This is a genomic window from Rhizobium oryzihabitans (assembly GCF_010669145.1).
GTDB classification, from domain to species: Bacteria; Pseudomonadota; Alphaproteobacteria; order Rhizobiales; family Rhizobiaceae; genus Agrobacterium; species Agrobacterium oryzihabitans.
The window spans coordinates 575,431-594,784 of sequence record NZ_CP048632.1; the positions used below are offsets into that span (position 1 = coordinate 575,431).

21 protein-coding genes, 1 tRNA gene and 1 pseudogene are annotated in these 19,354 nt (G+C 59.3%); 12 read left to right on the plus strand and 11 right to left on the minus strand.

Annotation, left to right across the window (positions count from 1 at the left end):
• Positions 1–18: 18 nt before the first annotated feature.
• Positions 19–864, plus strand: a complete 846-nt coding sequence (locus G3A56_RS03295) for a phytoene/squalene synthase family protein (protein WP_082184283.1) — start codon at positions 19–21, stop codon at positions 862–864.
• A gap of 148 nt (positions 865–1,012) precedes the next feature.
• Entirely contained in the window at positions 1,013–1,471 is a 459-nt protein-coding gene (locus G3A56_RS03300) for a hypothetical protein (RefSeq protein WP_003495917.1), read from the plus strand.
• 18 nt (positions 1,472–1,489) lie between these two features.
• On the opposite strand, the gene G3A56_RS03305 is transcribed toward G3A56_RS03300, so the two are convergent.
• The 3 genes from G3A56_RS03305 to lipB form a co-directional block, all read right to left on the minus strand.
• On the minus strand, positions 1,490–2,425 hold the full coding sequence (locus G3A56_RS03305) for a DMT family transporter (RefSeq protein ID WP_164056168.1): 936 nt from the start codon (positions 2,423–2,425) through the stop codon (positions 1,490–1,492).
• A 72-nt stretch (positions 2,426–2,497) separates the two neighbouring features.
• Entirely contained in the window at positions 2,498–3,565 is a 1,068-nt protein-coding gene (locus G3A56_RS03310; RefSeq protein ID WP_082184282.1) for an NAD(P)-dependent alcohol dehydrogenase, read from the minus strand.
• 66 nt (positions 3,566–3,631) lie between these two features.
• Positions 3,632–4,363, minus strand: coding sequence for a lipoyl(octanoyl) transferase LipB (lipB, locus tag G3A56_RS03315; protein ID WP_137067536.1), 732 nt, complete (start codon positions 4,361–4,363; stop codon positions 3,632–3,634).
• Positions 4,364–4,552: 189 nt separating this feature from the next.
• Here lipB and G3A56_RS03320 point away from each other — a divergent pair.
• Together G3A56_RS03320 and G3A56_RS03325 are read left to right on the plus strand one after the other, a co-directional pair.
• Positions 4,553–4,637 (plus strand) — tRNA-Leu (locus G3A56_RS03320).
• Between the two features lie 619 nt (positions 4,638–5,256).
• On the plus strand, positions 5,257–5,643 hold the full coding sequence (locus G3A56_RS03325; protein WP_082184281.1) for a PAS domain-containing protein: 387 nt from the start codon (positions 5,257–5,259) through the stop codon (positions 5,641–5,643).
• Between the two features lie 54 nt (positions 5,644–5,697).
• Here the strand turns inward: G3A56_RS03325 and G3A56_RS28375 are convergent, their stop codons facing one another.
• Entirely contained in the window at positions 5,698–5,865 is a 168-nt protein-coding gene (locus G3A56_RS28375; protein ID WP_003495928.1) for a Thivi_2564 family membrane protein, read from the minus strand.
• 121 nt (positions 5,866–5,986) lie between these two features.
• On the opposite strand from G3A56_RS28375, the gene G3A56_RS03330 reads away from it, so the two are divergent.
• Positions 5,987–6,415, plus strand: coding sequence for an OsmC family protein (locus tag G3A56_RS03330; RefSeq protein WP_082184280.1), 429 nt, complete (start codon positions 5,987–5,989; stop codon positions 6,413–6,415).
• Positions 6,416–6,418: 3 nt separating this feature from the next.
• Here the strand turns inward: G3A56_RS03330 and G3A56_RS03335 are convergent, their stop codons facing one another.
• Genes G3A56_RS03335 through G3A56_RS03345 form a run of 3 tightly spaced genes read right to left on the minus strand, consistent with a single transcriptional unit; the run spans position 6,419 to position 9,551 of the window.
• Positions 6,419–6,913, minus strand: a complete 495-nt coding sequence (locus G3A56_RS03335) for a peptide deformylase (protein ID WP_082184279.1) — start codon at positions 6,911–6,913, stop codon at positions 6,419–6,421.
• A 17-nt stretch (positions 6,914–6,930) separates the two neighbouring features.
• Positions 6,931–7,233 carry a hypothetical protein gene (locus G3A56_RS03340; RefSeq protein ID WP_082184278.1) on the minus strand — a complete coding sequence of 101 codons (303 nt, stop codon included), beginning with the start codon at positions 7,231–7,233 and terminating at the stop codon, positions 6,931–6,933.
• Positions 7,233–9,551, minus strand: a complete 2,319-nt coding sequence (locus G3A56_RS03345; protein WP_082184277.1) for an FdhF/YdeP family oxidoreductase — start codon at positions 9,549–9,551, stop codon at positions 7,233–7,235. Before G3A56_RS03345 ends, G3A56_RS03340 begins: the two co-directional genes overlap by 1 nt.
• Positions 9,552–9,944: 393 nt before the next feature.
• Between G3A56_RS03345 and mgtE the strand changes: the two genes are divergently transcribed.
• Complete coding sequence (gene mgtE, locus G3A56_RS03350; RefSeq protein ID WP_082184276.1) at positions 9,945–11,372, plus strand: magnesium transporter; 1,428 nt, start codon at positions 9,945–9,947, stop codon at positions 11,370–11,372.
• A gap of 71 nt (positions 11,373–11,443) precedes the next feature.
• Entirely contained in the window at positions 11,444–11,830 is a 387-nt protein-coding gene (locus tag G3A56_RS03355; protein WP_003495942.1) for a MerR family transcriptional regulator, read from the plus strand.
• A gap of 177 nt (positions 11,831–12,007) precedes the next feature.
• Here G3A56_RS03355 and G3A56_RS03360 read toward each other — a convergent pair whose 3' ends face one another.
• Positions 12,008–12,973, minus strand: a complete 966-nt coding sequence (locus tag G3A56_RS03360; RefSeq protein ID WP_082184275.1) for a heparan-alpha-glucosaminide N-acetyltransferase — start codon at positions 12,971–12,973, stop codon at positions 12,008–12,010.
• Positions 12,974–13,042: 69 nt separating this feature from the next.
• Positions 13,043–13,735 carry a DUF599 domain-containing protein gene (locus G3A56_RS03365; protein WP_035242798.1) on the minus strand — a complete coding sequence of 231 codons (693 nt, stop codon included), beginning with the start codon at positions 13,733–13,735 and terminating at the stop codon, positions 13,043–13,045.
• A 504-nt stretch (positions 13,736–14,239) separates the two neighbouring features.
• Between G3A56_RS03365 and cobU the strand changes: the two genes are divergently transcribed.
• The 5 genes and pseudogenes from cobU (at position 14,240) to ccoP (ending at position 18,418) form a co-directional block, all read left to right on the plus strand.
• On the plus strand, positions 14,240–14,761 hold the full coding sequence (cobU, locus tag G3A56_RS03370; RefSeq protein WP_082184274.1) for a bifunctional adenosylcobinamide kinase/adenosylcobinamide-phosphate guanylyltransferase: 522 nt from the start codon (positions 14,240–14,242) through the stop codon (positions 14,759–14,761).
• A 237-nt stretch (positions 14,762–14,998) separates the two neighbouring features.
• On the plus strand, positions 14,999–16,645 hold the full coding sequence (ccoN, locus tag G3A56_RS03375; protein WP_082184273.1) for a cytochrome-c oxidase, cbb3-type subunit I: 1,647 nt from the start codon (positions 14,999–15,001) through the stop codon (positions 16,643–16,645).
• Between the two features lie 10 nt (positions 16,646–16,655).
• Entirely contained in the window at positions 16,656–17,387 is a 732-nt protein-coding gene (gene ccoO / locus G3A56_RS03380) for a cytochrome-c oxidase, cbb3-type subunit II (protein ID WP_082184272.1), read from the plus strand.
• A 12-nt stretch (positions 17,388–17,399) separates the two neighbouring features.
• Positions 17,400–17,552 carry a CcoQ/FixQ family Cbb3-type cytochrome c oxidase assembly chaperone gene (locus G3A56_RS03385; protein WP_006316283.1) on the plus strand — a complete coding sequence of 51 codons (153 nt, stop codon included), beginning with the start codon at positions 17,400–17,402 and terminating at the stop codon, positions 17,550–17,552.
• 3 nt (positions 17,553–17,555) lie between these two features.
• Positions 17,556–18,418 (plus strand): annotated as a pseudogene (ccoP, locus tag G3A56_RS03390) (cytochrome-c oxidase, cbb3-type subunit III).
• Positions 18,419–18,568: 150 nt separating this feature from the next.
• Here ccoP and G3A56_RS03395 read toward each other — a convergent pair.
• On the minus strand, positions 18,569–18,925 hold the full coding sequence (locus tag G3A56_RS03395; protein WP_082184270.1) for a VOC family protein: 357 nt from the start codon (positions 18,923–18,925) through the stop codon (positions 18,569–18,571).
• Between the two features lie 11 nt (positions 18,926–18,936).
• Complete coding sequence (locus G3A56_RS03400; protein ID WP_082184269.1) at positions 18,937–19,341, minus strand: SRPBCC family protein; 405 nt, start codon at positions 19,339–19,341, stop codon at positions 18,937–18,939.
• Between the last annotated feature and the right edge of the window lie 13 nt (positions 19,342–19,354).

The following is a 19,354-nucleotide window of genomic DNA, read 5'->3' on the forward strand; positions in this document are numbered from 1 at the left end:
CGTTTCGCGCGGGGAACCATGGCACCCACAGAAGATCTTGACGTCTGCCTCGCGACGCTGCGCGACACCGATCGCGACCGCTATCTTGCATGCCTTCTGTCGCCGGCCGACAAGCGTGCGTCTCTGGCTGCGCTCTATGCCTTCAACGCCGAAATCGCCCGCATCCGCGATTCCGTTCGCGATGCGCTGCCCGGCGAAGTGCGCATGCAATGGTGGCGCGATCTTCTTGACGGCAATCCGCATGGTGACAGCCAGTCTCATCCCGTTGCCGCCGCTCTTTTGACCGCAATCGAGCAATATCGCCTGCCGCCGCCGGTGCTCGCCAATATGATCGAAGCGCGCATCTTCGATCTCTATGACGATCTGTTTGAGGATCGCAACGCGCTTGAAGGTTATGCCGGGGAAACCGCCTCCGCTCTCATTCAACTCGCGAGCCTTGTGCTTTCACCCGAAGATGCGTCTTCGAGCGCGGAGGCGGCGGGACATGCGGGGGTGGCGCAGGCCATGGCCGGCATCCTGCTCCTGATGCCGCTGCACCGGCGGCGCGGGCAGGTCTATATTCCTGCCGACATGCTGGCGGCTGCCGGGCTTGATCGGGAGACGTTTCTTGAAGGCCAGGACAGGCAACGCATCGGTATCGCCGTCGAGATTTTCGCCGCGCATGCTCTGGACCATATTGAAAAGGCAAGACGCGCGAAGATTCCCGGAACTGTCTTTGCTGCCTATCTACCCGTCGCTTTGTCAGGCCCCGTCATCCTCGCCGCCCGGAAGGCGGGAGCGGGCGTGTTCGAAGGCGAGTTGCAACTATCGCAGCTGCGCCGGCAATGGCTGCTGGCAAAGGCGTCTTTTCTCAAGCGTTTCTGATTCCGCAAGCCGCACGCGATGCGAATGAATCGACGCCGATTTCAGGAAGCCACACTTCACGCAAGCCACGATCTTTATGAACCGAAACCGGGTTCGCATCGTTTCGATTCGCGAATCGTGATGTTTCGGTGCTGAGGGAGCGTCCCGGGTGAGTATTGCGATCTGGATTATCGTTTTCGTGCTGCTTTCGGTCTTCGCTGTTTATGCCTGGCGCATGACGCGGGCGACGGAAGAGGATAACAGCCATGATGTGGGACAGGCGATCATGGATTTCGCCCGCGCCTTTCCGAACGAGGCGATCAGAAGCCTGCATATGACGGTGGGTGGCGGTGCGGCCTTCGTGCGCCTTCACGACAACAAGGCAGGCTTCATGCGCAATATGGGGTCTCATTATGTGTGCATGATGATCGATCCCGAGCGGATAAGGGTCGAAAGTCTGGAAAGCGGCGACGGTTTCGTCGTGACCTTTTTCGACACGCCGAAATATAGCGGCTCATATCGCTTCAAATCGGCCGGAGAGGCGGCGGAGGTCTCCCTCTGGCTGCTCGGCAGCCTCGTGGAGGCGCAGGACCATCACGACGAGGGACCGCTGCCCTCCGGCACCTGAAGGCGATCGGCGCAGCCGTCATTGCCCGTCGAGTGGCAGTGCAGTCTGCGCCTGCTTGCGTTCCCGCCAGATGATGAACAGGCCGGATGCGACGATGATGAGAATGCCGAGCCATTTCGATGGCGTCGGGAAATCCGAAAACAGCGTGTAACCGAGAATCGTCGCCGAGATGATCTCGAAATACTGGAACGGCGCCAGCAGAGAGAGCGGCGCCATTCTGAAGGCCCGGACGATCAGGAGATGCATGTAGCCGGATATCGAACCCAGCAGGATGAGCAGGGTAAGGGCGAAACCGGATTGTGGAAGCGAGACGGCGAAATCCTTGTCGCCGAATGCATCACCGGCCAGAAGGGCCGCCCCCATGAACACCGTGCCGGCAATGCCGGACATTGTCTGCATGACGAGCGGGCTGTCGGCATCGCCGATGGCGCGGTTCAGGAACAGGTAGAGCGTGTAGAGAAAAGCGCAGGCGACCGGCAGGAGCGACGTCCAGCCGAAGATCTCAAAACTCGGCTGAATGACGATCAGCGCGCCGCCAAACCCCACCACAATCGCCGTCCAGCGCTTCCAGCCGACTTTTTCACCGAGGAACAGCGCCGACATCATCGTCAGCATGAAGGGTTCGACGAAATAGATCGCGAAGACATCGGCGAGCGGCATGTATTTGACGGCGGCAAAGAACATCAGGCTGGCTGAGGCATGCAGTACGCCGCGCAGGCAGTTCATCCACGGCCGCCTGGCGCTGAACAGCGCTTTGGGCGAGACCAGCAACAATAGGGGCAGGGTGCACAGTACCTGGAAGAAAAAACGGTAGAAGGTGACCTGCGCCGGCGACATGCCGCCACTGACCGCCATGTACTTGGCGATCGCATCCATGACCGGCAGCACGAACATGCAGCCCGCCATGATGGTCATGCCCTTGGCGACATCGTTGAAACCGGTCTGGCTGGTCATGGGTCGGGCTGCGCTTTCGACCAAAAGGTCCAACGAGGAAATGGGAGCGCCAGAAGACGCCCCCTCGAAGGGTCAGGCGGCCTTCTGGCGCGGCAGGCTCTTCATATCAATGACGAAGCGATAACGCACATCGCTTTTTATCATGCGTTCATAAGCGTCGTTGATCTGATCGATGTCGATCATCTCGATTTCGGCGGCGATGCCTTTTTCCGCGCAGAAATCCAGCATTTCCTGGGTCTCGGGAATGCCGCCGATCATCGAGCCGGCAAAGGTCTTGCGGCCGGGGATGAGGCTGAAGGCATGCACCGAGAGCGGCTTTTCAGGCGCTCCGACCTGCACCAGCGCGCCATCGCGTTTCAGCAGCGCGAGATAGGCGTTGATGTCATGGTCGGCGGCAACCGCATCGATGATGAGGTCGAGGCTTGCGGCAGCCTTATTCATCTGGTCGGCATCGCGCGAGACGATAACTTCATGGGCGCCTAGCTTCTTGGCGTCTTCCGCCTTGCCGGGTGACGTCGTGATCATTACCACCGTCGCGCCCATCGCATTGGCTATCTTGACGGCCATATGGCCAAGGCCGCCGAGGCCGACGACGCCGACACGCTTGCCGGGTCCTGCGTTCCAGTGGCGCAGCGGCGAATAGGTGGTGATACCCGCGCAGAGCAGGGGAGCCGCCGCTGCCGGATCGAGCCCTTCGGGAATGTTGAGGACATAGCGGTCATCGACGACGACATGAGCGGAATAACCGCCAAGCGTATGCGCGCCGCCGCCCATGGCCTTGTCCGGCGAATTATAGGTGCCGGTCATGCCGTTTTCGCAATATTGCTCCAGCCCCTCGGCGCAGCTTGCGCATTGCCGGCAGCTATCAACGATACAGCCGACACCGACCCGGTCACCCGCTTTGAATTTAGTGACCTGCGCGCCCACCCGGCCGACGCGGCCGATGATTTCGTGGCCGGGAACGCAGGGGTAGAGGGAACCCGGCCATTCGCTGCGGGCCGTGTGGATATCGGAGTGGCAGACGCCACAGAATTCAATCTCGATTTCGACATCGCGCGGGCCGGGATCGCGACGCTTGATGGTCGCGAGCTTCATCGGCGAAGAACCGTCATCGCAGGCATAGGCGGACGTTGTGAACATGGTCGTTCCTCCTCTTGTGGTGATCGATGGTGGAAACACCGGCAGGCGGCAAAGGTTGCGGCGGTTTCAGCCGCCGGAGCCGGCTTCGGGCACTGCCGCGCCGAAAACCTCCTCGAAGGCTTCACGCAGCAGAACGTCGACATCGCCGATCATAACCGGCAATCCGAGATCGACAAGGCTGGTGACGCCATAGGCGCTGATGCCACAGGGAACGATGCCGGAAAAATGCGTGAGGTCGGGATCGACATTGATCGACAGGCCGTGGAAGCTCACCCACTTGCGCAGCCGGATGCCCAGTGCCGCGATCTTGTCTTCAGCCATGCTGCCATCTGGCAGAAGAGGTTTCTCCGGCCGCCGGACCCAGACGCCAACACGATCTTCGCGACGTTCGCCGCGCACATTCATCTTGTCGAGCGTGCGGATAATCACGTCTTCCAGCGCCGCCACATAGGCGCGTACATCCTGACGCCGGCGTTTCAGGTCCAGCATCACGTAGACGACCCGCTGTCCCGGCCCGTGATAGGTATATTCGCCGCCACGGCCCGTGGCGAAGACAGGAAAACGATCCGGCTCTATGAGGTCGGCGGCGTCGGCGCTGGTGCCGGCGGTGTAAAGCGGCGGATGCTCCAGAAGCCAGACGAGTTCATCTGCTTCGCCGCTGGCGATGGCGGCAACTTCCCGTTCCATCTCCTCTATTGCCACCTCGTAAGGCACGAGACCTTCCGAGATTCGCCAGCGGACGGGCGGTGAGCCGGCGGCGGGCAACATATTTGTCTCGATATCCGTGCGTGTGAGCATGAAAAAGTCCTTTCCACAGCCTTCTCGCAAAATGACGACGAGGCGGCAACCCCAGCATTTCCGGGCTTCCTGCATATAGGGTGGGCCGGGGCGATTTTTAATTTCAAAAAACTGTCACGACGCTCTTGTGCACCCAAAATCCTTTTGCTACATGCACCCCCGTCGGCGCAAGTCGACGCCTACCACGATGCGGTCGTGGCGGAATTGGTAGACGCGCAGCGTTGAGGTCGCTGTGGGGCAACCCGTGGAAGTTCGAGTCTTCTCGACCGCACCAAAGAAACCCGCTTCGGCGGGTTTTTTCTTTTTCAGTCAATCGCTTGGCGTTGCGCTCCCCAGAATACAAATCCCGTTGACGCTGACTGGACGAGGCTTGCGCCGCGTGTTTCTTTTTTTGTCCATAGGTCGGGTCTAAAATTTCGGGGCGGCAAATTATCGATTTTGCCGCCAGCCGGATGCAATATTCGACGGCCTAGCGTCGGATGATATTCGAAGCTGTGCCATTGTCTTGGTGGTTTCCGTCACCGACGCGGTACGGATCTCCATCCATGACCTGATCCATCCTCCATCCGCTTCCGCGATAAGGACTTTCCCACGTCTGGCACCCGACGAGAAAAGCGGTGGCAGACAGTAGTCCGATAGTAAGGGCGGTTCGCAGCATATTGGCCTCCTTCGAAATTTTAGCGCAAAGCTATGTAGGTGCGTGCAGAGGGGTTTACGACATCTCTTCAGAATTTATCTCCCTCTGGAGGCGGACATCCGAGTTTGCTCACCATCAAATTTCGGTGGATATCGATGCACGCTGCAGTAGTCGGGCGGTTCCCCTGCAAAAACGAGGGGTGGAATATTAGAGGTCTGATGTTAGCTTTTGTCAGGAAAAATGTCTGGGGGTTTTCGTGCAAGGGGACAAAACGGATTCAGACAATGCGCTCGGCTATTATATGTGGAGCATTTCCGACAACAGGTTGATCATGGATGCGGTCACCGCAGAATGCCATGGGTTTTCCGAAACCGTTGCGTCGCGGGGTGTGACGATCGAGGATGTTCTCGAGAGAATCGATGTCGAAATGCGCGATCAGGTGGCGCAGGCGATTTTCGACAGTATCACCACCGGCGTCTTCTTTGATCAGCGCTACAAGGTCAATCTGCCCGATGGTTCGGCCCGCTGGATCGTGGCGAAGGGCAGGGCGCTTTTTGATGCGGACAACACGCCGTTTCTTGGCATTGGCAGCGTTCGGGACATTACCCTTAAAAAAGCCTATCAGTTCGAGCCGCGCCAATAACGCAAAAAAGAGGCGGCTTTCGCCGCCTTTTTTTGTTCGCGCTTTGCCGGGACATCAGAAGACGGCGAGATATTTCAGCAGCGAAATAATGCCGATAATGATGACGATGATCTGCGCGATCTGTTTCGCGCCGCCGCCCACGGGCAGTCGTGCGATGAGCCACAAGACGAGCACGATCACCAGGAAGGTGATCAGAATGCTGACGAGCGTAGATGTAACCATATGTCCCAGCTCCCTGTAAAATAAAGGTTCAACGGTCGTTCACCGTTGTGTGAGTAAAAAGCGCCAGATAGGTTTTTGTTCCATGCGATCGGTTGCGTGCGATTAAATCAGGATTTTTTGAATGGTGGGCGGTGCGAAAGTGAAGATGAGGCCGGTTGGCGCGACAGCCAGGGTCGGGCGGCTTGGTCGCCCAGTCATTTCAACGAGGACTGGCGGTGCTCTTGAGATCGTGACTGGCGTCTCGGAGCCGGGCTTCAACCCGCTCGATCTTCTTTATTCGTCGCTTGCCGCATGTCTGGCGCTCAGCGCCCGCATCGCGGCGAGCCACATGGGCCTGCTGGACCGGTTCGAAGGCGTTGCCGTTGACGTTTCCGGTGAGAAATCCGTAGAGGAGCCCTATCGTATCGTCCGTTTCGATATCAAAATCGAAATTGCCGGCGATTTCGACGCGGCGACCCGTGCGGCACTGGCGCATGCGGCGGAGGATATCTGCACCGTTAGCAACACGCTGAAAGGCGAGGCGGAATTTGTGCTGTCGGTTGCCGGCTGATCGTTACGGCTTGCGGGATTTTTCCCATTTTTTCACCAGCCGGTCGCGCTTGAGCTTCGAAAGCCGCTTCAGCCAGAAGACGCCGTCGAGCTGGTCGATCTCATGCTGGATGCAGATGGCGTGAAACCCTTCGGCAGTTTCGTTATGTTCCACACCTGCCGCGTCCTGAAACCTTAACTCGATCTCGGATGGCCTCTCCACCTCATCGGTAAAGCCCGGCATCGAGACGCTGCCTTCCACATGCCGCATGGTTTTCGCGGACTGGCTGAGAATTTCGGGGTTGATGTAGGTGAGGACGGTTCCCGGTGTCAGTTCGAGCACGAAGACGCGCTGCCTCACGCCAATATGGGCCGCGGTAATGCCGACGCCGGGGGCGGCGCGCATCGTGTCGGTCAGGTCTGTGACCAGGTCCTGCAGATGATCGTCAAAAACGGTGACTGGCCCGCAAGTCTCGGAAAGGCCTGAATGAGGGTAGGGCAGGATCGGCCTGATTGCCAAGGAATGCTCCGTTCGTTTCAGTTTCGGGAGGGAGACGCGGCAAGCGCCTGTCCTTCCGCCGTCGCCTCCAGAAAGCTGCGCTGGGTGCGGGCGTCTCGTTTCGTCACCCGCACGAAGCGGGGCGTGAGCGCTGCGATTTCGCGCAGAACGAGAGCGTGCGCAAGCCCAAGCCGGTTCGCAATGCTGCGGCTGTCGGTGGCAATGTCTTGACAGATCGCCAAGAGGATCGCCGCACCCGTCGCGGTAAGAACCGAGGAGGATGCCTGCTGGATCTGCTCCACCGCCGCCATGAAGGCGGCAGCGGATTGCTCTTCATCCATCAGGAAGCATCCGCCTTCAAGGGAGCATCGGCAAGCAGGCGGACGGAAACCAGCACCGATTTCGATGTCGGCGTGAAGCTGCCTTCGCCATAGCTCGACAGCGGCACCAGCACGTTCAGTTCCGGATAATAACCGCCGACGCTGCCGCGCGGGATATTATAGGGCACGAGCCGGAAGTTTTCCGCGACGCGTTCCACGCCATCGCCATATTCGCCGATGACATCGACGCGCTGGCGGGAATGGGCGCCAAGAGCTTCCATATCCGCAGGGTTCATGAAGATGACGTGGCGTTCGCCATAGACGCCGCGATAGCGGTCGTCCATGCCGTAAATCGTGGTGTTGTACTGATCGTGGCTGCGGAAGGTCTGCAGCACGAAAAGATTGTCGCGGCTGAGCGCCTGCTGGTGCTCTGTCTGTCCGGGAAGCGGGCCTGCGTAGAAGGTCGCCTTTTTCGCCGGCGTGTTCCACTGCCGTTCGGCCGCCGTGTTGCGCAGATGAAAACCGCGCGGCACACGGACGCGCTCGTTGAAATTGTCGAAACCGGGAATGACCCGCTCAATCATGTCGCGAATGAGATCGTAATCATCGGCGAGCGCCTTCCAGTTGACATGGACATTGCCAAGGGTGGCTTCCGCTATACCGGCAACGATGGCGACTTCCGAGCGCAGTTCGTCCGAGGCCGGCGGGTTGATACCGCCGGAACCATGCACCATGCTCATGGAATCCTCGACCGTAACGATCTGCGACCGGCCTGCTGAATTGCGGTCGATTTCCGTTCGCCCGAGGCAGGGCAGCACGAAGGAGGTTTCGCCCGGCACCAGATGCGAATGGTTGAGCTTGGTGGCGATATTGACCGTGAGTTTCTGCTTCTCGAAAGCCTTGATGATCAGCGGACTGTCGGGCGTCGCCCGCAGGAAGTTGCCACCGAGCGCGATGAATGTCTGAGCCTTGCCATCCAGCATGGCAGCGACGGCCTCCACGGTGTTGTGGCCGGGCTTGCGCGGCATGGAAACGCCGAGTTCTTTCTCCAGCGCGTCGAGAAGGGCAGGCGGCGCTTTCTCGTCGATGCCAACGGTGCGGTCGCCCTGCACGTTTGAATGGCCGCGAACGGGGCAAAGGCCGGCGCCCGGCCGGCCGATATTGCCGCGAAGCAGCATGAAATTGGTGATTTCGCGAATGATGATGACGGAGTGCCGGTGCTGTGTGACACCCATGGCCCATGTGGCGATGACCGAACCGGCATTCATGTAGATGCCGGCGGCTTCTTCGATCTGGGCGCGCGTCAGGCCGGACTGGTCGAGAATGGTTTCCCAGTCGGTTGCCTCGACGGCGGCGCGATAGGCCTCGAATTCCACCGCGTGTTCGGCGAGGAAATCGTAATCGATGATGGCGGGTTCTCCCGCCGCCCTTGCGGCATCATCGGCGGCGAAGACCGCCTTGCTCATGCCGCGCACGGCGGCCATATCTCCGCCCTGCCGGGGCTGGTAGTAATTGGTGGCGATCTTCGTATTGCCGCCGGTGATCATCTCGATCTTGTCCTGCGGATCGGCAAAGCGCTCCAGACCCTTTTCACGGATAGGATTAAGGACGGCGATCTTGGCGCCGCGAAGGGCGGCGCGGCGCAGATCGCCCAGCATGCGGGGATGGTTGGTGCCGGGGTTCTGGCCGATCACGAAAATCGCATCGGCCTGTTCGAAATCCTCCAGCAGCACCGTGCCCTTGCCGACGCCGATCGACGCTTTGAGGCCAACGCCGCTTGCCTCGTGGCACATGTTGGAGCAATCGGGGAAATTATTGGTGCCGTAGAGCCGTACCATCAACTGATAGATGAACGCTGCCTCGTTGGAGGCGCGGCCGGACGTGTAGAATTCCGCCCGGTCCGGGCTGTCGAGGCTGTTCAGGATCCTGCCGATTTCGGCAAAGGCATCGTCCCAGGATACGGGAAGATATTTGTCGGTCGCCCGGTCGTAGCGCATCGGGTTGGTCAGGCGGCCCTGTTTTTCCAGATCATAGTCGGACCAGCCGCGTAGTTCGGACAGGGTATGGGCGGCAAAAAAATCCGGCGGCACGCGGGCCTCCGTCGCCTCCCACGCGACTGCCTTGACGCCATTTTCGCAGAATTCGAAGGAGGAGCCGTGTTCGGGATCGCCCCAGGCGCAGCCGGGACAGTCGAAACCATCCGGCTGGTTTGCCTTCAGCAGCGTACGTGCGCCGGAAATCGGCGCTCCTGATTCGAGAAGCCGTTTGCCGACGCTTTTAAGCGCACCCCAGCCACCTGCGGCAGACGATGCCTTGCCGATGAAATCCGTCTTGCTCATTGCTTTGGCTTTCCCGAAATCGCGTTCGCGGCCGCGTGGTCGCTGCGGCCGATCCTATGTAAAAAAGCTGTTTCAGAATCGCCTATGGACGACATATGTCAATCTCTATCTTGCTGCTGCCGGGAACGGTAAAAGGTCTCTTCCGGCTATCTCCGTGGAACGGCAGGGGTGTGTAACGCGTTGAGAGAATCGCGGCATCATGCACGCCTGGCGCGCCATCGAGCAGTGTTGCGTCCTTAAATCGCGGTCTCGCAAAGCGGCGGTTCATGACATTTGCGTCGCAGTCGGGAGGCTTGTTGTTTTCCGCCTATCCGGTTGTTGACAATATACTTTTTAACGCCATTCTGCCTGCGCATTCGTGCACTGCGGCATTTGAATACAAGAGGACGCCAGATGACAGACCGTGACGACGATCTTGTCGCGCCCGAAGAGTTGAGGCCGGCAGAGGCACCTTCCGATATCTACGCCGAAGACGGGTCCGTTCGCTCGGATTTTCTGACGATGGTCGGGGCGGCGATCGCTGACCGCGACCTGCTTTTCCTGCGCAAGAATGTGGCGCGGCTGCACGAGTCGGAACTTGGTGACGTGCTCGAATCCATCCTGCCGGAACAGCGCCACGCGCTGGTTCGGTTGTTGGGCTCCGATTTCGACATGACGGCACTGACCGAGGTGGATGAAGGCATCCGTCTCGATATCGTCGACCAGATGTCGAACGAGCAGATCGCCGCCGGTATCGGCGAGCTGGATTCGGACGACGCGGTCTACATTCTCGAGGATCTCGACGATGAGGACCGCGAGGATATTCTCTCGCAACTGCCGTTCACCGAACGGGTGCGGCTGATGCGGGCGCTGGATTATCCGGAAAGCTCGGCTGGCCGCCGCATGCAGACGGAATTCGTCGCCGTGCCACCGTTCTGGACTGTCGGGCAAACCATCGACTATCTACGCGAGGAGGAGGAGCTACCGGATTCCTTCACGCAGATATTCGTCATCGACCCCACCTTCAAGCTGGTTGGTGCGCTTGATCTCGACAAGGTGCTGCGCGCCAAGCGTCAGGTGAAGATCGAAACGATCATGCACGAGACGAACCACTCCATTCCGGCCGAGATGGACCAGGAAGAGGCGGCGCAGCTTTTCGAGCAATATGACCTTCTCTCCGCAGCCGTCGTTGACAGTAACGGCCGGCTGGTCGGTGTGCTCACCATCGATGACGTGGTCGACGTCATTCAGGAAGAGGCGGAAGAGGATCTGCTCAGGCTTGGCGGCGTGGGCGACGAAGAATTGTCTGACAGCATTGTCAGTACGTCGCGCTCCCGCGTGCCGTGGCTTGCAGTCAACCTCCTCACTGCCTTTCTGTCCGCCTCGGTGATCAGCCTGTTTGACGCGACGATCCAGCAGATCATCGCGCTGGCGATCCTCATGCCGGCGGTTGCCGGCATGGGCGGCAATGCCGGATCGCAGACCATGACAGTGTCGGTGCGGGCACTGGCGACCAAGAGCCTCGATATTCACAACGCCGCCCGCATCATCCGGCGCGAGGCAGGTGTGGGCATCCTCAACGGCATGCTGTTCGGTTGCGCCATCGGTGTCGTTGCCGGTATCTGGTTTCAGGATGTGCATATTGGCGGCATCATCGCCACCGCCATGTGTCTGAACATGCTGGCAGCGGCGCTGGCAGGCATTCTCATTCCGCTGGTTCTCGACAAGTTCGGGGCCGACCCCGCCGTCTCCTCGGCGGTATTCGTCACGGCGGTGACTGACATTGTCGGCTTTTTTGCCTTTCTCGGTATCGCGACCTGGTGGTACGGCATTTCCGGATAGGCGGGGCAGGCAAAAATTGACTTTTACGTGAAGGTCAAATAATATTATCCGGTTATGAATCGGATAGGCCCTTGGACAAGTATTATAGCATAACCGAACTGACACGCGAATTCGGTGTTTCCACCCGCACCCTACGATTTTACGAGGATGAGGGACTGATTCACCCTGAGCGTCGCGGGCGCACGAGGCTTTTCAGGGCTGCGGATCGCCGTCTTATTCAAGAGATTCTGCGCGGCCGCCGTATCGGTTTCACGATTTCCGAAATTCGCGAGATTATTCACGTCTACAAGGAGCCGCCCGGCGAATCGGGCCAACTGGTGCTTCTGATGAAGAAGGTCGATGAAAAGCGCGCCGATCTCAGACAAAAACGCAAGGACATCGAAGAGACCCTTGCTGAACTCGACAATGTCGAAGAGGCCTGTCTGACACGGCTTGCCGAAATCGGCGTGGGGACTTGAAATAGGGCCCTGGCTGTCGCGCTTACGGCACACATTTAGAGGTCGAGACCTCTCTTTCGTCACCCTCGGGCTTGACCTGAGGGTCCACGGCGGCGTCGATGGATCCTCGGATCAAGCCCGAGGATGACGTCGAGTGCAGGACACCACGCCGTCCCTCTGTGACCCCGCAACTTTCCCCTATTGCGCCTCAACCGTGCACTGCTGCGCCACTTCGCTGACCTTCGTCTGCTGCTCGGTGCTGAGCTTGCCGTCCATCATCGTGTCGAACAGGTTTTCCGCCTGCAGCTTTTCCAGCGTGCAGCCGCAGAAACGCTGGCACAATTCCAGCCCGTTCGGCTGTTCGACACAGCTCTTTTCGCAGCTTGATTTGTAAAGCTCCACCTGATCGACCGGTGGAGGCGGAGCCGCCTGCGACAGGACGTAGACGAGGCCAATCAGCACCGGCTGGTGGATAAGGTAGAAGGCCAGACTGTGACGGCCGGCGCTTGCTATCAGATTGCGTGGTGAACTGGGGCTGCGAAAACGATCCAGCCAGTCGCGCGGCGTGACGAACTGCGAGACAGCAAGCCCGGCAAGGAAAGGCGCAAGCCATGGCAGGAGCGGCACATAGTCGTTCGAGCGCGGCGGCATAGTGGAGAAGCCGATCCAGGCCAGCCACTTGCTGTTGAACAGGTCAGACTGGACATACTGCGGCAGCGCAAAGGCAATCACCGCGAAAAGCAGCGTTACGGGCGCGGGCGCGCGCAGAAACAGCAGGCCCACGAGGCTTGCGGCGGCGATATTGTGCAGGATGCCGAAAAAGATGAAGCTGTCCGGAAAGGCGAAATACGTGGCGATGGTGATGAGCAGCGCCGAGCCGGCCACCATCGCAAAACGCTTGCCGAAGGACGGCCAGTTCAGGCCTTTGCCATGGGCGAGAAACAGGCTGAAGCCGGCCAGGAACAGGAACGAGCTTGCAATGCCGCGCGCATAGAGCTTCCAGAGGCCCGTGGTCGCTGTGCCGGGTTCGAGATAGCCGAAATATTCCAGGTTCCACGTGAAGTGATAGGATGCCATGGCGATGAGCGCCAGCCCGCGCAATGTATCGAGACCGCCGATGCGGCCTTTGCGGCTGTTTTCGTTTGCGGCTGTGTTTGTGTCCATGGTTCCCGCTTTTTCAGCTTTTTGGAGGGCCAATATTCACTCGGGCTTGGCCCTTGAAGTGCGGCTATTTCAAGGCCGGGTTTCTTCCATGATGGCGCGGCGCGCCTCGGAAAAGAACTGACGGCGCAACAGCGCCACGATGATGATGACGGTGCTGGCAATGAAGACATAAGGGCTGATGAACCAGCCGAGATAACCGATGGACAGAAAGATCGTCCGCAGGCCGTCATTGAAGTTCTTAGCAGCGATGATGTTCATCTTTATGACGTTTTCAGCCGCGCGCTCGGCCGCCTCACGGTCCGAATTGACGTCGTGGACCATGGGAATGGCGCCGAACAGGATCGTGCAATAGTTGAACAGGCGGTAGGACCAGCCAAATTTGAAGAAGGAATAACCGAATAGGCACGTCAGCCCGATAACCTTCAGCTCGAAGGCCGTGCGTCCGGCATAGTGCACGAAAGGCATGTCGCGAAACACCGATTCGACCTGCTCGGTCGCACCCAGAAGCGCAAAACAGCCACCGATGGCGAAGATGGAGGTGGAGGCGAAAAAGGCGGTGCCATTCTGCAGGCCGGCCATGATCTGCGTGTCGATCATCTTCAGGTCGCGTTTGAGGGAGTTCATGATCCACTCACGCCGGCGCTCGGCCATGGCCTGATTGAGGCTGGTTCTCGAAAACAGCGTCCTTCCCGTTGTGACATGCGTATAGACAGCCCACAGCACGATGAAAACGACGATCGAAATATAGTCCATGATGGTCATCACGGGCAGGCCACCTTGCTGTTTGCGAATCTTCGAAAGCATATTGATTTGAAGGCTATGGCAAGGCAATGGCGGCGGCGGCCGTCATCCAACATTCTGCTACAGCGTTGCAGCCCGATCATTTTATTCTCTGCTAACGTTCCGGTAACCAAGTGGCTTTATCAATCCTCTCGCGGACGACAGGTCTGCCGGTTCCGGGTCAGGTTTTGCGTACCGGTTCCGCTTCGATTTCCCGGCCATATCGCTTGCCGATTGACAGGGCCGCCTTTCACACCTAGCCTTTTATGAGGACCGGTGTTTCCGGCGTCCGGAGTTGCCAAGGCTTTGATAGGTCCGCATCGTGTGGACAGGTTTTGATCTCTCCGGCCCGGTATCAGCGGCAGTCCGGCATGAGCAACCGGGGGACGCCTTTTTCTACGAATCGTTCCCTTCATGTCCGCGCCGCCTCTGGCTTGCACCATCGCAAAGACGCCGGTCCGCTCCATCCTCTCTTTCAGGTTTCCCATGACAGATAAAAACCGCTCCGTTTTCATTCTTGGCGGTGCGCGGTCGGGCAAGTCCCGTTTCGCCGAAGAGCTTGCGGGGACCGCCGGCGGGCATCTGCATTATCTCGCAACCGGCCGGGCATGGGACGATGAAATGCGCGATCGCATCGATCACCATCAGGCGCGGCGCGGCGGGGAGTGGACAACCCACGAGGCGCCGGTCGATATCGCTGCGGTGCTTGCGCGGCTCGATGCGTCGGACAATGTCGTCCTCATCGACTGCCTGACATTGTGGCTCACCAATCTGATGATGGAAAATGCCGATATCGAGGCCGCCTTCGCCGGGCTTGAAGCGGCGATCGCTTCCACGAGGGCGAGACTCATTCTGGTCTCCAACGAGGTTGGTCTCGGCATCGTGCCGGAAAACCGCATGGCGCGGGAATTTCGCGATCATGCCGGGCGGCTGCATCAGCGCGTCGCCGCAATTGTCGGCGAGGTCTATTTCGTTGCTGCCGGACTGCCATTGAAGATGAAGGGCTGATAGCGCCCGCCTCTTAAGCCGGGACCAACTCGCAGCCCGGCCTTTTTGCAGTGACATTGCCTGTCCGTAACTGCACCGTTTTTCTCCCGCTGCGACAGCTTTGCTTTCTTGATCTGAATCAAGGTGGCTTTCCCACGCCGGTGGCAATGCTCCAACCGACGCAAAGGCCCGTTTCCGCTTCGTAAAGCGTGCGCCGTGTCTGGCGTCGCTCTGCTTGCACGTTGGGGGAAACCAACAATGAATTACACGTTAGAAACCGCGATCGTGGCCCTCGGGGCCTTTCTCGCGTTGCTCGGGGCGGCTTTCGCTCACGACAGTCTTTTCGCCGCCCATATGTGGGTGCTGTTTTTTACGCTTCTGGTCAGCACGGTGCTTCTGCTGCGCCGCGTTTCCTTCGCGCCGGTTGATCAGGCTGCGCGCGCGCGCCTCAAGTCGGAGTATTTCGACGAGGTGGTGAAATACGGTGTCATCGCCACCGTGTTCTGGGGCGTCGTCGGTTTTCTGGTCGGGGTCGTGGTGGCGTTGCAGCTTGCCTTTCCCGATCTCAACATCGCGCCTTATTTTAACTTCGGCCGCATGCGGCCGCTGCACACCTCCGCGGTGATCTTCGCTTTCGGGGGAAATGCGCTGATCGCGACGTCATTTTACGTTGTGCAGAGAACCTGTCGTGCACGCCTCTTCGGCGGCAATCTCGGCTGGTTTGTCTTCTGGGGTTATAATCTCTTCATCGTCATGGCCGCCACCGGCTACCTGCTTGGTATCACGCAGGGCCGCGAATATGCCGAGCCGGAATGGTATGTCGATATCTGGCTGACCATCGTCTGGGTCGCCTATCTCGTTGCCTTCCTCGGCACGATCCTGATGCGCAGGGAGCCGCATATCTATGTGGCGAACTGGTTTTATCTCGCCTTCATCGTCACCATCGCCATGCTGCACATCGTCAACAATCTGGCGATACCCGTGTCGTTCCTCGGGGTGAAGAGTTACTCGGCTTTCTCGGGTGTGCAGGACGCGCTGACGCAATGGTGGTACGGCCATAACGCCGTCGGCTTTTTCCTGACTGCCGGCTTCCTCGGCATGATGTATTATTTCATTCCCAAACAGGTGAACCGCCCGGTCTATTCCTACCGCCTGTCGATCATCCACTTCTGGGCGCTGATCTTCATGTATATCTGGGCCGGTCCGCACCATCTGCACTATACGGCGCTGCCGGACTGGGCGCAGACGCTCGGCATGGTGTTCTCGATCATGCTGTGGATGCCATCCTGGGGCGGGATGATCAACGGTCTGATGACGCTTTCGGGCGCCTGGGACAAGATCCGCACCGATCCCATCGTGCGCATGATGGTGATGGCGGTGGCCTTCTACGGCATGGCGACTTTCGAGGGGCCGATGATGTCGATCAAGGCCGTCAACTCGCTCAGCCACTATACCGACTGGACCATCGGCCATGTGCATTCGGGTGCTCTCGGCTGGAACGGCATGATCACCTTCGGCGCGATCTACTACCTGACGCCGAAACTCTGGGGCAGGGAGCGTCTCTACAGCCTGCAGCTGGTCAACTGGCACTTCTGGCTCGCCACGCTCGGCATCGTCATTTACGCCGCCGTCATGTGGGTGGCCGGCATCCAGCAGGCGCTGATGTGGCGCGAATACGATACGCAGGGCTTCCTCGTTTATTCCTTCGCGGAATCGGTCGCGGCGCTGTTCCCCTATTACGTGATGCGTGCACTGGGCGGCCTGATGTTCCTCAGCGGGGCACTGATCATGGCCTACAACGTCACGATGACCATCCTCGGTCATCAACGCGACGAAGGTATCCACACGGATGCCGAGGCTTCGGCGCAGCCCGCCGAAACCCGTTCGCTACAGCCTGCTGAATAAGGAGGGGCCGATGTCCATACTCGACAAACACGGCGTCATCGAACGCAACGCCACGCTGCTTCTGGTCGGCTCCCTGCTGGTCGTCTCGATTGGCGGCATCGTGGAAATCGCACCGCTCTTCTATCTCGAAAATACCATCGAAAAGGTGGAAGGCATGCGGCCCTACACGCCGCTGGAGCTTGCCGGGCGCAACATCTACATCCGCGAGGGATGTTACGTCTGCCACAGCCAGATGATCCGGCCGTTCCGCGACGAGGTGGAGCGCTACGGGCATTACAGCCTGGCGGCGGAATCCATGTACGACCACCCGTTCCAGTGGGGCTCCAAGCGCACGGGGCCTGACCTCGCGCGCGTCGGGGATCGTTATTCGAACGAATGGCATGTGCAACATCTGGCCGATCCGCGCTCGGTGGTGCCGGAATCGATCATGCCCTCCTATGCGTTTCTGAAGACCACGCCGCTGAAGATCACCGATATCTCGATGGAGCTGAAGGCCAACCGCGCTGTCGGCGTTCCCTATAGCGACGAGATGATCGAGAAATCCGCAGTCGATCTTGCCGCCCAGGCCGATCCGAACGCCGATACGACCGAGCTTCTGGCGCGCTATCCCAAGGCCAAAATCGGCGATTTCGACGGCGATCCGGCCAGGCTTACCGAAATGGATGCGCTGGTTGCCTATCTGCAGATGCTCGGCACGCTGGTCGATTTCTCGACCTATGACGATGCCGCCGGATACCGGTGAGGAGGCGAAACGATGGAAACCTACACGGCCATGCGCCACTTTGCCGATAGCTGGGGCCTGCTTGCCATGACCCTGTTCTTCGCCGGCGTCGTCGTTTTCACCCTTCGCCCCGGATCGAAAAAAGCCGCGGATGATGCCGCCAGCATTCCGCTCAGGGAGGACTAGGATATGTCCGAAAAACACATTGATGACATCAGCGGCGTCGAAACCACCGGCCACGAATGGGACGGTATCCGCGAGTTGAACAACCCCATGCCACGCTGGTGGGTCTGGACCTTCTACGCCACCATCATCTGGGCAATCGGCTATACCATCGCCTTTCCGGCATGGCCGCTGATCAACGGCGCGACACAAGGCTTGCTCGGCTGGAGCAGCCGCGGCGAGATTGCCGCCGATATGGCTGACGCGAAGCAGACGCAGAGCGTTTACGTCGACAGGATCGCCAGCTCCTCACTCGCCGAAATACAGGCCGATCCGACCCTGAGACAATTTGCCCTTTCCGGCGGTGCCGCCGCTTTCAAGGTCAATTGTATCCAGTGTCACGGTTCCGGTGCCGAGGGCGGGCAGGGTTATCCCAACCTCAATGATGACGACTGGATGTGGGCGGGAGCGTCGAGGATATCTATACGACGGTGAAGCACGGCATTCGTTTTGCCGACGATGCGGATACACGCGCTTCGGAAATGCCGGCCTTCGGCGACATTCTCCAGCCGAACGAGATCCGGGAGGTCGCCGCCTATGTCGTGAGCCTCACCGGCAAGCCCGCCAATCCGGCGCTGGTGGAACCGGGCAAGCAGCTTTTCGCTGATAATTGCGCCTCGTGCCACGGTGAGGATGCCAGGGGTAATCGGGAATTCGGCGCACCCAACCTTGCCGACGCCATCTGGCTGAAGTCCCATGGCGAAGAGGGCATTGTCTCGCAGATACGTTCGCCGAAGCACGGCGTCATGCCCGCCTGGGGTGCGCGTCTCGGCGATACCACCGTCAAGCAGCTGGCGATCTTCGTGCATTCGCTGGGCGGTGGTGAGTGATTGCTAAACAGGAAAAGGAAAGGGCCGCGTGATGCGGCCCGGCCGAAGAGGAATAACTAACCTTCCCACATACTCTCCGTCATCCTCGGGCTTGACCCGAGGATGACGGAGGAGAGGTTTCAATAGACGGGCCGCGATGCGGCCCTTTTCTTATCGATCCGACCAGACGGCCAGCTCGTATCCATCAGGATCGGTGAAGTGAAAGCGGCGTCCGCCGGGAAAGGCGAAGATTGCGACGCTGATCTGTCCACCGGCTGCCTCGACGCGCCGTTGCATATCCTCGATATCGGCGGCGTAGAGAATGACAAGCGGCCCGCCCTTGGCAGAGACCGGTGCTGTGGTGGTGAAACCGCCGGTCAGCCGGCCGTCGGAAAATTCGCAATATTGCGGGCCGTAATCCTTGAAGGACCAGCCGAAAGCGCCGCCGTAAAATTCCTTACTGCGCTCGATATCGGTCACATTGAATTCGACGTAATCGATCCGCCGGTCGTTCGTATTCGTGGTCATTGTTTTCTCCATCATTCCGTTTCGAGCAGCGACTTCAATGTTTCGAGGTCTGCCCGGACCATTTGCGCATCCCGTTCGAAATCTTCGTCCGTCATGCCCGGAAGGCGAAGCAGCGTGAAGCTGACTTCAGCGCCGCTGCCATTCGGCGTCACCCGCAGCGCGTTATAGACCTTCAGGCCACCGGGCAATGTCACGACATGGTCTACCACGCCGAATTCGTTTGTCGGCGCGAAATTGACGCGCACTTCACCGAGCGGCCCGCCATCGGCTATCCAGTCTTCGCCTTGCGGTCTGAGGCCGCCTGCAAGACCGGCGGCCCAACGCGGCATGGTCTGCGGATCGGACGTGAAATCGTAGACATGGCTCCATGGTTTTTCGACCGACAGATGAATGATTCTCGACTGCATGACAGGCATCGCATCCTCCCTT